12 protein-coding genes are annotated in these 12874 nt (G+C 67.5%); 4 read left to right on the plus strand and 8 right to left on the minus strand.

The annotated features are described in order from the left end of the window. Window positions 1–162: 162 nt before the first annotated feature. Entirely contained in the window at window positions 163–1743 is a 1581-nt protein-coding gene (locus tag U6115_RS16180; protein ID WP_043577832.1) for a hypothetical protein, read from the minus strand. Window positions 1744–1894: 151 nt separating this feature from the next. Here U6115_RS16180 and U6115_RS16185 point away from each other — a divergent pair, with 151 nt between their 5' ends. The 3 genes from U6115_RS16185 to U6115_RS16195 all read left to right on the plus strand — a co-directional run bounded on the left by U6115_RS16185 (window position 1895) and on the right by U6115_RS16195 (window position 4619). Then, a complete protein-coding gene (locus U6115_RS16185) occupies window positions 1895–2665 on the plus strand; it encodes an HAD-IIB family hydrolase (protein WP_043577835.1) in 771 nt (256 codons plus the stop codon). Window positions 2666–2731: 66 nt separating this feature from the next. Next, complete coding sequence (locus U6115_RS16190) at window positions 2732–3658, plus strand: 2-hydroxyacid dehydrogenase (RefSeq protein ID WP_043577838.1); 927 nt, start codon at window positions 2732–2734, stop codon at window positions 3656–3658. A gap of 205 nt (window positions 3659–3863) precedes the next feature. Further along, window positions 3864–4619 carry a hypothetical protein gene (locus tag U6115_RS16195; RefSeq protein WP_043577844.1) on the plus strand — a complete coding sequence of 252 codons (756 nt, stop codon included), beginning with the start codon at window positions 3864–3866 and terminating at the stop codon, window positions 4617–4619. A gap of 33 nt (window positions 4620–4652) precedes the next feature. On the opposite strand, the gene U6115_RS16200 is transcribed toward U6115_RS16195, so the two are convergent. Further along, on the minus strand, window positions 4653–6320 hold the full coding sequence (locus U6115_RS16200; RefSeq protein WP_043577847.1) for a SulP family inorganic anion transporter: 1668 nt from the start codon (window positions 6318–6320) through the stop codon (window positions 4653–4655). A 228-nt stretch (window positions 6321–6548) separates the two neighbouring features. Between U6115_RS16200 and U6115_RS16205 the strand changes: the two genes are divergently transcribed. Next, window positions 6549–6902: a cupin domain-containing protein gene (locus U6115_RS16205; protein ID WP_255361897.1), complete on the plus strand. Its 354-nt coding sequence runs from the start codon at window positions 6549–6551 to the stop codon at window positions 6900–6902. A 3-nt stretch (window positions 6903–6905) separates the two neighbouring features. On the opposite strand, the gene U6115_RS16210 is transcribed toward U6115_RS16205, so the two are convergent. Genes U6115_RS16210 through U6115_RS16235 form a run of 6 tightly spaced genes read right to left on the minus strand, consistent with a single transcriptional unit; the run spans window position 6906 to window position 12765 of the window. Continuing rightward, the gene (locus U6115_RS16210; protein WP_043577851.1) at window positions 6906–7628 is read right to left on the minus strand and encodes a LytR/AlgR family response regulator transcription factor; all 723 of its coding nucleotides are present in this window, start codon (window positions 7626–7628) and stop codon (window positions 6906–6908) included. 28 nt (window positions 7629–7656) lie between these two features. Continuing rightward, on the minus strand, window positions 7657–8679 hold the full coding sequence (locus U6115_RS16215) for a sensor histidine kinase (RefSeq protein WP_047244485.1): 1023 nt from the start codon (window positions 8677–8679) through the stop codon (window positions 7657–7659). 9 nt (window positions 8680–8688) lie between these two features. Beyond that, the gene (locus U6115_RS16220) at window positions 8689–9912 is read right to left on the minus strand and encodes a hypothetical protein (RefSeq protein ID WP_043577852.1); all 1224 of its coding nucleotides are present in this window, start codon (window positions 9910–9912) and stop codon (window positions 8689–8691) included. A 3-nt stretch (window positions 9913–9915) separates the two neighbouring features. Beyond that, entirely contained in the window at window positions 9916–10680 is a 765-nt protein-coding gene (locus tag U6115_RS16225; RefSeq protein WP_230623412.1) for an outer membrane lipoprotein-sorting protein, read from the minus strand. Window positions 10681–10690: 10 nt separating this feature from the next. Next, complete coding sequence (locus U6115_RS16230; protein ID WP_043577855.1) at window positions 10691–12067, minus strand: ABC transporter permease; 1377 nt, start codon at window positions 12065–12067, stop codon at window positions 10691–10693. Further along, window positions 12064–12765, minus strand: a complete 702-nt coding sequence (locus tag U6115_RS16235) for an ABC transporter ATP-binding protein (protein WP_043577857.1) — start codon at window positions 12763–12765, stop codon at window positions 12064–12066. Before U6115_RS16235 ends, U6115_RS16230 begins: the two co-directional genes overlap by 4 nt. Window positions 12766–12874: the final 109 nt, after the last annotated feature.

Below are 12874 nucleotides of genomic sequence, written 5' to 3' on the forward strand. Positions count from 1 at the left end.
ATGCTGCGGCTGACATGCGTTTTTCATGCAGACAAAACGAATGCAATGGAACTCACCAAGATATAGCTCTGCGGCATGGCGGCGACAACGGCGCGGCCGCTAGCTGCGGTTTGCACCTAGGGCAGCAAGGGAAAAGGGCTGCAGGCGCCGGCAGAGCGGCGATCAGGCGTAATCGTTGATGCGTCTGGCCGGCGCCAGCCTCAGCCCCGGCTGCGCGTCCGGGTGGCTGGCGCGCCAGCCCTGGTAGTCCTTCCACGCCTGTTCCAGCCGCTGGCCGGGCGAAACGGCGCCATCTTGCGGCGTCAGCTCCACGCCCAGGCGCTGCAGCGTGCGGAAGATGCCGTCCACGTCCTGCCGGTTGCGGAACGCCGGCTGCGCGTCGTCGCCGCTGCGCGCGCCCTTGCCCTCCGCCTGCGCCCAGGCGTTGAACGCCGCCAGGTCGCTGCCCTGCTGCAAGCCGCCGTCCACAGCCTCCTGCACCCTGTCGTCTCCCTGCAAGGCCTGGTGCAAAGCGGCCAAGCGGTCCAGCACCGCCTGCGCCTGCTGATCGTTGCGGGCGCGGCCGGCCGGGCTCGCCAAGTCGACCAAGCCTTGTGGAGTGCGGTACTGAGGCGTCTCGCCATGCTGTTGCGAATCGGCCAGCCAACTCAGGTCGCGCCGATAATAACTCATCGGATCCGCCATGCCGCGCCGGGTCAGCGGCAGCAGCGAATCGGCGTCGTCCTGCGACAGCTCGCCATTGTCCTGCAACAGCCGGCCCAGCTGCTTGACTTGCTCCACCGAGGCATTGGCGACATCGAAACTCTTCAGCACCTGCAGCATCGGCAAACTCATCCCGTACTGCGCCTCCAGCAGGAAGCGCGGCGCCGCTTCCTTGGCGGGCTTCGCAGCCGCCGCCGGCGTCGAAGCCACCGCGGAAGCCGCCGGTGCGGCACGAGGCGGCTCGGCGGGCGTTTCCGCCGGCGGCTGCAAATCCATCCGCGGCTGCTCGCCCGGGTGCTGCGCCTGCCAGCCCTGATAGGCTTGCCAGGCTTGGGCCATCCGCTCGGCACTATTGCCCTCGCCCGCCAAGCTGATGCCCAGCCGCTGCAAAACGCGCCCCACCGCGTCGATGGTCTCCGCATCGGGCTGCGGCTCGGCCTCGCCCAACTCCCGCCAGCGCGTGGTTTGCCGCAGCCAGCTGTCGAAGCGCTGGATGTCCGCCGCCTGGCTCATGCCTCCCTCGGCGGCCGCCGTCACGCTGTCGTCGTGTTGCAAGGCATCGTGGATGCCCGCCAGCTTGTTCAGCGCCTCCGTCACCCGCGCATTGCCTTTCAGGTCGAAATCGGCAAGCTTCAGCGAGACTTCTCCCGCCTTGACGCTGGCCATGGTCTCGTCGCGGCGCGCCGAGAAGATTTCCAGCGCATTGCTGCTGCCGGCGGTTTTCCAGCCATGGCCCTGGATGTCGCTGCGGATGGTGCCGCTGACATCGCCATCCATCTCGCCGCGCGCCAGCATCAGTTCGCTCAGCGCGTCCAGATCCTTGCCCGACATATCGCGCACGTCGTACTGCTTCAGCAGCTGCAGGGTTTGCATGCTGAAGCCATAACGCGATTCTGGCGTCCCCACCTCCAGCCCCTTGATGTCCAGCAGCGGCGCCGCGCCGCTGGGATTGGATGGCGCAACCGCAGGCGCCGCCACCCTTACCGCGGCGAAAGCCGACTGCGGCCGCAAAGCGATGGGAAACCCGCCGTTTACCGCCATTCTCATGCTCCCTGTATACTATTCTCCCCACCCATATCGGCGAACGTCATGAAACATTTAGCTAAAATATCCAAAAAAATGGCTCATTCGTAAAATTGCCAAATTATTCAAGCAATTTTGCGCCCATTCTCCCTATCCCTTCGCCACACTCATGCATTTCATCTTCGACATAGACGGCACCCTCTGCTTCGACGGCGCCAACATCAGCCCCGCCATCCAGGACGCCTTGTCCGAACTGGAAGGGCAAGGCCATTCGATAGGCTTCGCCTCCGCCCGCCCTTACCGCGACATGCTCCACCTGCTGGACGAGCGCTTCCACCACGGCTTGTTCGTCGGCTCCAACGGCGCGATGACCTGGCATGGCGGCGCGCTGGCCGACATCGCCCCGCTGGCCGCAGACACCCTGCAACAACTGTTAGACCTGGCGGAGCGCCACTCGGCCTCCTACCTGGTTGACCTGGCCTGGCACTACCATTACCAGGGCGAGCCCGGCCATCCCTTCATGACGCTGGTGGACCCGCAGCGGCGCGCCCGCCAGGTGGCGCGCGACGAAATCCACCAGCCAGTGAAGCTGCTGGTGACCGAATGCGCCGACAGCGACGCCTTGCAGCAGGCGCTGCGCGGCCGCGACGATATCCACATCCATCACCATTCCGACCAGCAGATCGTCGACATCACCGCCGCCGGCGTCGACAAGATGAGCGCGCTGAGCCGCCACGGCATCGCCGCCGAACAGCTGGTTTGCTTCGGCAACGACAGCAACGACCTGCCGATGTTCCGCGCCGCCCGGCATTCGGTGTTGATCGGCGCCCACCCGCAGCTGCTGCCGCATGCCAGCGAGCGGCTGGCGCGCGGCGACGATGTCGAAACCCTGCTGATCGGCGCCATGCGCCGGCTGGGCGAACGCTACGCGGCGCGCTAGGCTGGCTTGGCAGGTCGGCCGGTGGACGGCGTATACTGCAAGCATGCCCCAACTAGAAGCGCCGCCATGATCCTGGTCCACACGCCCAACCCGAAGGAAGTCGCCGCCTATCTGGAGCTGTTCCGCGCCGCCATGCCGGAACAGCGCTTCGGCAGCCTGGCCGACATCCAGCCCGACACCGTCCGCTACCTGATCGCCTGGGGCATCCCGGACGGCCTGATCGCCAGCCTGCCCAAGCTGGAGGCCCTCTTCGCGCTGGGCGCCGGGGTCGACAAGCTGCTGAGCCGGCCCGACCTGCCGGAAAGCCTGCCGGTGTACCGGCTGCTGGACGGCGGCATGGCGGCCCAGATGATCGAATACATCCGCTACGGCGTGCTGGGCTATCAGCGCAATATGGACATCTACCGCCGCCAGCAGGCCGCCGGACAATGGCGGATGCTGGCGCCCAAGCCGCCGGAAGACGTGCATGTCGGGATTTTGGGCCTGGGCGAGATCGGCGCCGCCGTCGCCAAGGCGCTGGCGCACGACGGCTATATGGTGAGCGGCTGGAGCCGCAATCCCAAGCACATCCATGGCGTGCACAGCCTGCATGGCGAAAGCGGGCTGGAGAAACTGCTGGAAACCAGCCAGGTGGTCGCCTGCGTGCTGCCGTCCACGCCGCAGACCCAGGGCCTGCTGAACGGCGAGCGGCTGTCGTTGATGCCGGCCGGCTCGATGCTGATCAACGCCGGCCGCGGCGACCTATTGGACCAGGACGCGTTGCTGGCGCTGCTCGACAACGGCCATCTGCGCTGCGCGCAGCTGGATGTGTTCGCCGAGGAGCCGTTGCCGGCCGGCCATCCGCTCTGGCGCCATCCGGCCGTCGCGATCACGCCGCACATCGCCGCCATCACGCTGCGCCAGGAAGCGGTGGAGCAGATAGTCGGCAAGCTGCAGCAACTGGCGCGCGGCGTCGAAGCCGACGGCCTCGTGCAGCGCCAGCAAGGTTATTGATCCCGCGGGCGGCACCCACTGGCAAAATGGGCAGCTATCCTGACCTGCTTGCGCCGCTCCCATCGATAAATCCATAAATTTCATTGTCATTTATTGTGTAAAATTTAAATGACATTTGATAGTCAAAAAGGCCAGTAGCCACTGCGCCGCCCGGTTTCTATGATCGCCTCCATTTCAATGCTGCAATGCAACAGCGAGGAATGAAATGGCCGCCATCATCCGCTCCACCCGAGTCATGCCCGCCAAACTGGACGCCGCGCAGAAAGAGCAGCTGGCCGCGGAACTGTTCCAGGTGCACGACGCCATCTTCTCCGGCACCGACTACCCCACCTTCAAGGGACTGGTGTTTTCGCCGCCGGCCGAGCACAGCTGCCTGCTGCTGCACCGCGACGAGAACCAGCGCCTGGTTGGCTACTGCGCGATGCACCGCTTCCGCCGCCAGATAGGCCGCCGCGCCTGCAGCGTGCTGCGCGTCCAATCCGGCCTGTTCAAGGAATACCGCGGCAAGAACAGCAATTTCGCCTTCATGGTGCGCCAGGTGCTGCTCCATTGGCTGAGCCACCCGCTGCGGCCGATGTATTTCTTCGGCGTGATGCTGCACCCGTCCAGCTATGCCGTGCTGCACAAATTCGCCCACAAGCTGTGGCCGGCGCCCGGCCAGGACGAGCGCCACCCGCTGGCGGCCAAGGCCTACGAGCTGTTCTCCAGCTTCCAACTGACGCCGGTGTCGCCGGACCGCCCCTTCATCGCCAACCTGGGCATCCTCACCCGCGACAGCAAGGACGACCACCAGTTCTGGCAAAGCTCCAGCAAGCCGTCCACCCGCTTCTTCCTCAGCATGAACCCCGGCTACAGCCAGGGCGATGGCCTGATGGCGCTGGTGCCGCTGTCGCCGGTTTCGGTGGCGCATGCGCTGTACCGCTGGCTGCGCCTGCGCCGGGAAAAAAGCGCCGGGAAGTGACGCCGGCGCCGGGCGGCGGCAGGCCGCCCGGCCTCAGCCCCACACCACGCCATCCGTCAATTCCCGCTCCGCCCGCGCCAGCGCGCACACCAGGTCGGGCTGCAGATTGTCCGCGCCCAGCCGCTCCGCCAGCCTCGACCCCACCAGCATATCCATCACTTCGTCCGCCGCGCCGCACAGGATCAAGGTTTTGCCTTGCTCCGCCAGCCGCTCCCGCAGCGCGTCCAGCGCCAGCAGGCCGCTGGCGTCCAGCAACACCAGCCGATGCAGCTGCAGGATGACCACCCGCTCGTGCGGCGCCTGCTTCAGCACCACATCCACCGCGTCGGCCGCGCCGAAGAACAGCGCGCCCTCCACCCGGAAAGCGGCGCAGCCGTCCGGCACGACCTTGCCGGCGATGGTATGGCGCTCGAACAGCTGCGCGTACTCCGGCTTCAACTGCTTGATCGAGGTATGGCTGGCCATGCTGCGAATGAAAAACACCGCCGCCAGCAGCAGGCCGATCTCCACCGCCACCGTCAGGTCGAAGGCCACGGTCAGGACGAAGGTGAGGATCAGCACCGCGGTATCGTGGCGCGGAAACCGCCAGGCCTTGCGGATGTCCCAGTCGCCCATTTTCAGCGCCACCGCCACCAGAATCGCCGCCAGCGCCGCCAGCGGCACGTGGGCGGCCAGCGGCGCGGCCAGCAGCAGCACCGCCAGCAACAGCAAGGCGTGGAAGATGGCGGCCAGCGGCGTGCGCGCGCCGTTGCCGATATTGGTCACCGAGCGCACCACCGCCCCGGTGGCCGGGATGCCGCCGAAAAACGGCACCACCATATTGGCGATGCCCTGCCCTATCAGCTCCTGGTTTGCGTCGTGGCGGTCGGCGGTGAGGCTGTCCACCACCACCGCGCACAATAGCGACTCTATCGCCCCCAGCAAGGCGATGGTGAAGGCCGGCGCCATCAAGTCGGACAGGTGGGCGGGGCTGAGATCGAGTCCGGCAAAGGCCGGCAGTCCTTGCGGAATGCCGCCGAAGCGGCTGCCCAGCGTGGCCACCGGCAGTCCGAAAGCCGCAGTCGCCGCGGTCGCCAGCACCAGCGCGGCGAAGGGCGACGGCAATATGCGGTTCAACCGCTTCGGCCACGCCAGGATCAAGGCCAGCAGCGCGGCGGACAGCAAGGTGGTGGGCCAGTGCAGCGCGGAGAAATGCCCGCGCAGCGCCAGCACCACGTTGAAGAAACCCGACGGCATCCTGGCGATGGGCAAGCCGAAGAAATCCTTCATCTGGGTGAGGAAGATCAGCACCGCGATGCCGTTGGTGAAGCCGGTGATCAGCGGCATCGGGAAAAACCGTATCACCTGCCCCAGGCGGAATACGCCCATCAGCACCAGCATCGCCCCGGCCATGAAAGTGCACACCAGCAGATTGGCCACGCCGTATTTGCTGACGATGCCGTACAGGATGACGATGAAGGCGCCGGTGGGCCCGGTCACGCACAGCCGGGTGCCTCCCAGCGCGGCCGCCAGCAAGCCGGCGATGACGGCGGTGCAGATGCCGGCCTGCGGCGTCACTCCGCTGGCGATGGCGAAGGCCATCGCCAAGGGCAGCGCCACGATGCCCACCGTGACGCCGGCCATCAGGTCGGCGCGCAGCAACTGGCTGTTGTAGTGCTTCAGACTGTCGAGCAGGCGGGGACGGAACGCGGGACTGGCCATGGCATGTCTTCCATCGGCGGCATGGGTATGCTGTCAGCGTAGCCGAAGCGGCGATGCGCCGCACGCGGCCGAACCCAATGGAGAGCCGCCTGGGCAAACGACCCGCCAATGTCGTGAACCTCAACGATGTCGAAGAAAAAACTATCAGGCGGGCCGGCACTGGGGCGGCGGCTACAAGCCGCTGACGCCGGCGATGGATGACGCCAAGGGCCAATTGGGCGCCAACGCCTGCCGCCCGGCCACGCCGGCTGCCCTTTCCACAGCCACGCGCTGGCCGACGAGCTGTTTTACAGCTTGTCCTGCCGCGGCGTGTTCCGCTATGGCGACCAGGTTTGCGAAGTCGGCCCCGGCGACTGCCTGTGCTGTCCGGCCGGCACCGGCGTGGCCCACCAATTGGCCAATCCCTTCGACGAAGATCTGGTCTACCTCGGCGCCGGCGCCAACCATCCGCACGAGGTCTGCCTCCACCCGGACAGCGGCAAGACGCTGGTGCGCAGCCTGCATCGGGTCGGCTATCTGCATGAGGCGCCGCATATGGACGGCGAGCCGGAGCGACCGAAAATCTTCGAACTGCTGAAATAGCCGCTACATCGCCTTGAACCTGGCGGCGAAGCTGCGGCTGAGCGGCAGGCTGCCGCCGCCGTGCTTCAATAAGACCGTGCTGCGCCCCAGCAAGTCCTGCTCTATGCCCCGCACCGCCGCCAGCCGCACGATCAGACCGCGGTGGATCTGGGCGAAGCGCTCCGGGTCCAGCCGCGCGGCCAGTTCCTTCAGCGGCGTGCGGATCAGCAGGCTTTCGCCGGCCAGCGCCAGTTCGGTGTATTTGTCGCTGGCCTTGAAATACAGCACCTCGTCCACCGAGACCAGCCGCTTGCTGTTGCCCAGGCCGGCGGTGATCCAGTTGAGCCAGCCCTCGGCCTCGGCCCTGGCAGCCGGCAAAGCAGGGGCCGGCGCCTGATGGCCGGCCTGCAGGCGGGCGATGCAGCGCAGCAGCCTGGCGTCGTCCAGCGGTTTGAGCAGGTAGCCGGCCGCCTCGGCCTCGAAGGCCTGCAGCGCGAACTGCTCGTAGGCGGTGACAAACACCACCTTGCAGCCGGACACGCTCCTGGCCACCGCCATGCCGTCCACCCCGGGCATGCGGATGTCGAGGAAGGCGAAGTCGGGCCGCAGCCGGCTGATGGCGGCCAGCGCCGCCGCGCCGTCATGTGCGACAGCGACGATGTCCAGCTGCGGCCACAGGCGGTTCAGCGCGCTTTGCAGCGCGGCGGCCAGCAGCGGTTCGTCGTCGGCGATCAGCGCGGTGGGCATCGTAAGCTTTCTGTCGGGAAAAACATGATTATGCGATCGGCAACAGCAGTTCGGCCAGCACGCCGCTAGGCTGGCGCGGCGTCAGCCGCAATTGCGCCGCCGGGCCGTACAGCGCCGCCAGCCGCTCGCGGATATTGGCCAAGCCGACGCCGGCGGGGGCGGATTCGGCGATGCCCACCCCGCTGTCGCTGACGCCCAGGCGCAGCACGCCGCTTTCGCGCCGGGCGAACACCGCCAGCTCGCCGCCGGCCACGCTGGGCTCCAGGCCGTGGCGCAGCGCGTTTTCCACCAGCGGCTGCAACAAGAGCGGCGGCAGCGGCAAGGCTTTCAGCGCGTCGTCCACCTCCATCCGCACCCGCAGCCGCGCGCCCATGCGGATGGCGGCGATGTCCAGCAGCGCCGACACCAGCTCCAGTTCCTGCCCCAGGGTGCCGTCGGCATTGCGGCTGCGCGCCAGGCTGGCGCGCAGATAGGTGTTCAGGTGCCGCAGCATGTCGGACGCGCGCGGCGGGTCCAGCTCGATCAGGCTTTGCACATTGGCCAGCGTGTTGAACAGGAAATGCGGCTCGATCTGCGCCTGCAGCATCGCCAGTTGGGCCGCGGTCTGCGCGGCGCGGCTTTCCGCCTCGCGCCGCCTCGTGGCCTCCAGTTCGCCGGCCAGCGCCCGCGAACGGTAGTACAGCATGCTGACCGTCATCGCGCCGGTCGCCACCAGGAAGGTGGGCAGCAAGAACAGGTAGGCGCGCTCCGGCACCCGGAAAGCGCGCGCCAGCACATCGAAAGCGCCCAGCCACGCCGCCAGCTTGAAGCCGAAAGGCACGCTGAACAGCAATACCGCCAGGCAGACCGCAATGCGGTTCAGCTGAAGCCAGCCGCCCAGCAAGGTGCCGGTCAGCCAACAGCAGTAACCGATGCAGAACGAGATCAGCAGGTTGTCGTACACCATCTTCCAGCCGCCCAGCGCGGCGAAAAACAGGCCGATGGCCAGGTTGATCGCGCTGCAGACAGCCAGTTCGCGCGCTTCGTCGGACCAGCGCCGGCTTGCATTCATGATGTCACCTCAATGGAAATAATCGAACACCAGCTGCCAGGACGGCTTGGCCAGCCCGGCGCCGTATTGGCTCAAGGCGCCGCCGTCGAAGCGCTGCCACTGCAGCGCCAGATCGACCGGGCCCAGATGATAGCGCGCCTCGGCCCAGTTCATGCCGCTATGGTCGTCCAGACTGGCGGCGCGCATCGCCGTCAGGTCGAGATTATCGAGCAACGCGTCCTGCCAGCTGGCGCGCGCCAGCGCGGCTCGCCGGGCCGGCAAGACCCCGCCTGTCGCCATCTGCATCCGGTACAGTCGGTAAAACGGGCTGCGCGCCAGCCGCCGCCAATCGTCCAACCCAGGCGCGCCGCCGTCGTACTCGCCCTCCAGCGTCAGGCTCAGCTTGTTGCTGCCGGTCCAGGTCAGGCCACTGGCCAGCCGGTTGTTCCAGCTGTCGTCCACCTCCCCCAGCCATCGCGGCCAGTCCGGCGCCTGCCGGCCGCCGGCCCATTCGACATAAGCGACGGTGGCATCGCCCAACACCCTGGACAGATTGAAGCCCAGTTGCGGCGAGCGGCCCTGCTCCTGCAGCAGCAGCCACTGCGGATTCAGCGCCTCGCTGAAGCGGTAGCTGTACGCCAGCAAGGCCCGCTCGCGCGGATTGCTGGCGCCGAAATCCAGGCTCATGCCGTGGCCGCTGGGGCCGTCGGCCAGTTTGGGCGACCAGATCGCGGTCAGCGAGGCGTTGTCCCACAGCCGCTGCCAGCGCAGCATGGCGTTGCCCAGCCGGTTTTCCCGCAGGCTGGCCTGATCGGCCGACACCACCGAGCGCACCGTGCCCACGCCCAGAAAGTCGGTTGGGTTGTAGCCGACGCCGACGCCGTAGCGGGTGTTGATCCGGCCGAAGTCCAGCAGGGTGGCGGCGTCGAACTCATGGCTGAGATACGCCTCCTTCAAGGTATTGACGCCGTGGCCGCGCTGCGGCGAGTCGGCGAAATCCTGATCCAGCCGGTCGGCGAACACCGCCCGCCACTGCGGACCCAGCCGCCCGTCCCAGCGCAGGTCGACCGACAACCGCTGCCCGCCCTGCGCGCCGGGGCTGGCGATGGCGGCCGCCTCCAGCAGCAGCTTCAGGTCGCGCGGCTTTTCCGCCGGCAGGCTGGCCTGATCGGCCAGTTGCAGCGCCGCCGCGTCGTCGTCCGCCCAGGCCGGGCCGCACAGCAAGCCCGCCAGCGCCAACATGCTCAGCCGCATCGCTCACTCCGCCCGGAAGCGCGGCAGGTAGTCGCGCTGCAGCCAGGCTTCGGGCACCTCGCGCCAGGCGAAGTCGCTGTTGCGCAGCACCGTCACCCACTTGGGATTGAGGCCGTCTATGATCACCGTCTCAGTGGGGCGCTGCTGCCCCAGCACCGGCTGATAGGCGCGGTAATAGGCGGTTTTCAGCAGGCCGCCGCTTTCGGCGAAAAAACGGGCCTTGCGGCTGCGGTAGCCGGCGGTGTCCACCCACAGCTCTATCGCGTGGTAGGTGACGCCGGGGTTGCGCGCGCTCAGCCGCAGCTTGTAGCAATGGCGCGTCTGGCGGTCGCCGTCCTGGATGTCCTCCTCCCCGGCCAGCGCGGCCTGGTAGTCCAGCGCCAGGTTCACCGTCACCACATCGCCGTTGGACGCCTGGCCCAGCAGGCGCTGCTGCGGCGAGATCGGCACGCTGGCTTTGCTGGCCGGGTCGTAGAACCACAGGTCGTTGCCGTTTTTCAGCATCAACTTGCCGGCGTCGCGCGCCGGGTTGACGAAGCGCAGCAGGCTGCGGAACTGGCCGCTGCGCGGGTCGGCGCGCGAATACACCGCCAGCGCGCTGCGTTCGTTCTCCTTGCCGTCCTTGTAGCTGACCAGGGACACGATCAGGCCAAAGGATTTGTCCGGATTGCGCACCGCGTCGCTGTTGGCCAGTATGGTCTGCGCGTCCGGCGCGGCCTGGGCCAGCCCGGCCAGCAGGGCCAAGGCCGCCATCCACTTGTTTTTCACATTATTCTCCTCAGGCGTGGCGCAAAGCGTCCACGATCACCGCGCGCGCGGCGCGGCGCGCCGGCCACCAGGCCGATATCGTCGCCATCAGCATCAGGCCCAGCGCGGTGGCCAGCATCATGCCGGTTTCGCCCCACAGCCTCACTAGAATGGGAGACGGGTCCACCTGCCCCGGCGGCAGCCAAGTCAAGCCGGCGTGGTTGATCAGCTGGGCCAGCAGCAATGCCAGCGCGATGCCGGCCGCGCTGCCCAACATGCCCAGCATCACCCCTTCGCACAGGAACAGCCGCTGGATCCCGCCGCGGCGCAGGCCCATCGCCCGCAGCGTGCCGATTTCCACCGTGCGCTCCAGCACCACCATATTCATGGTGTTGGCGATGGTGAACAGCGCCACGCAGCCGATCAAAATGGACAGAAAACCGAAGATGGTGCCGAACATGCCGGTGATCTGGCCGTATTGCGGCTGCAGCGTGGCGAAGTCGTAAGCGGCCAGCGGCTGGTCCTTCAAGCTGGTGGCGAACAGCTGCCGCAGCCGCGCCTGCGCCGCCGGAATCTGGCGGGTGTGTTGCAGCTGCAGCGCGATGGCGGTGACGCGCGGCTCGCCGCCGCCGTAAACCAGCCGCTGCGCGGCGGACAGATGCAGGCTGACGAACATGTCATCCAGCTCCTTCACGCCCATGCTCTGCGCCTTCACCACGGTCAGCCGCGCCACATTGGGCGCGCCGGCGGCGGTAGCCGCCAACAGTTCGATGCGGTTGTCGGCCGCCGTCTGCGGCGCGGCGTCGGACAGCGCCTGCAGATCCGCCGGCATCGCCGCGCCGCCGCTTTCAGCCTTGGCCGGCGCGGCGCAGCCCTTCACTTTCAGCGCGTCGCACAATTGCAACACCCGCGCCACGCCCACGCCTATCACCGCGGCGTCCGGCGCGCTGCCGGTGAGGGCGACGGTTTTGGGCTTGTCGCCGAAATGGTAGTCGTCCCAGCGCCGCATCAGGTTCTGCCCCGCCACTTCGCTGCCCTGGGCGATGACGGTGCGCGAGGCCCCGGCGGCGTAATGGCCGGCGATGCCGCCCAACGACAGCGTCGGCGTCGCCGCGATCAGCATAGGCTTCAGCACCGGGTCGTTCTCCACCACCCGCATCACGCGGCGATAGTCGCGGATGCCGTAGGCCGCCGGATTGCCGTTGCCGTAGAGGAAGTAGTCGCGGTGCTGGATCTGCAAATGGCCGCCGCCGCGGACGAAGCTGGTTTGCAGGCCGTATTGCACGGTGCGGTTGTAGCCGCCGAACAGCAGCAGCGCCACCACGCCCACCACCATGGTGCCCAGGGTGGCCAGCGTGCGGCGGCGGTTGCGCAGCAGATTGCGCCAGGCCAGTTTCAGGGTATTCATGCCGGCTCCTTGCGGGAGATGGCGGGCGCGTGGCTGACGCGGCCGTCGCGCACCTGGTAATGGTCGTCGGCGGCGGCGATCACCTGCGGATCATGCGAGGAAAACACCACCGTCAACTGATATTGCTGCTGCAGTCCGCGCAGCAGCGCCAGGATGCCGGCGCCGGTCTGGCTGTCGAGGTTGGCGGTCGGCTCGTCCGCCAGCACCAGCGACGGCCGGTGCGCCAGCGCGCGCGCTATCGCCACCCGCTGGCGCTGGCCGCCGGACAACTGGCCGGGGCGGTTGCCGGCTTTGTCGGCCAGGCCCACCGCGTCCAGCATGGCCAGCGCGCGCGCCTTGCGCTCGGCGGCCGGCACCTTGGCCAGCAGCAGCGGATACTCGACGTTTTCATACGCCGACAGCACCGGCAGCAGATTGAAATTCTGGAAAATGAAGCCGATATGGCGGGCGCGGAAATCGCTGAGCGCATCGTCGCCCAGCCGGGCGATGTCCTGCCCCGCCACCAGGATTTCGCCGCTGTCGGGCTGGTCCACCCCGCCGATCAGATTCAGCAACGTGGTCTTGCCGCTGCCCGACGGCCCGGACAGCACGGTGAAGCAGGCCGGTCTCACCGCCAGCTCGACATCCTGCAGCGCCGGCACCGTCACCTGGTCCAGCCGGTAATGCTTGCGCACCTGGCGCATCTGCACTGACCACATCGACTCTCTCCCTGAATGAAAACCACGCCGCCACTGTAAACCAGCCGGCATGCCCACGTGCTGTTTTGCGACGAAACGGCGCCAGGCGGCGCGAAGCGCGCCTGGCCGT

The organism is Chromobacterium subtsugae (genome assembly GCF_035919665.1).
GTDB classification, from domain to species: Bacteria; Pseudomonadota; Gammaproteobacteria; order Burkholderiales; family Chromobacteriaceae; genus Chromobacterium; species Chromobacterium subtsugae.

Bases quoted from the DNA above. Each gene is read 5' to 3' on its own strand.
- U6115_RS16180 (WP_043577832.1), bottom strand. From the start codon at position 1,743: ATGGCGGTAAACGGCGGGTTTCCCATCGCTTTGCGGCCGCAGTCGGCT.
- U6115_RS16185 (WP_043577835.1), top strand. From the start codon at position 1,895: ATGCATTTCATCTTCGACATAGACGGCACCCTCTGCTTCGACGGCGCC.
- U6115_RS16190 (WP_043577838.1), top strand. From the start codon at position 2,732: ATGATCCTGGTCCACACGCCCAACCCGAAGGAAGTCGCCGCCTATCTG.
- U6115_RS16195 (WP_043577844.1), top strand. From the start codon at position 3,864: ATGGCCGCCATCATCCGCTCCACCCGAGTCATGCCCGCCAAACTGGAC.
- U6115_RS16200 (WP_043577847.1), bottom strand. From the start codon at position 6,320: ATGGCCAGTCCCGCGTTCCGTCCCCGCCTGCTCGACAGTCTGAAGCAC.
- U6115_RS16210 (WP_043577851.1), bottom strand. From the start codon at position 7,628: ATGCCCACCGCGCTGATCGCCGACGACGAACCGCTGCTGGCCGCCGCG.
- U6115_RS16215 (WP_047244485.1), bottom strand. From the start codon at position 8,679: ATGAATGCAAGCCGGCGCTGGTCCGACGAAGCGCGCGAACTGGCTGTC.
- U6115_RS16220 (WP_043577852.1), bottom strand. From the start codon at position 9,912: ATGCGGCTGAGCATGTTGGCGCTGGCGGGCTTGCTGTGCGGCCCGGCC.
- U6115_RS16230 (WP_043577855.1), bottom strand. From the start codon at position 12,067: ATGAATACCCTGAAACTGGCCTGGCGCAATCTGCTGCGCAACCGCCGC.
- U6115_RS16235 (WP_043577857.1), bottom strand. From the start codon at position 12,765: ATGTGGTCAGTGCAGATGCGCCAGGTGCGCAAGCATTACCGGCTGGAC.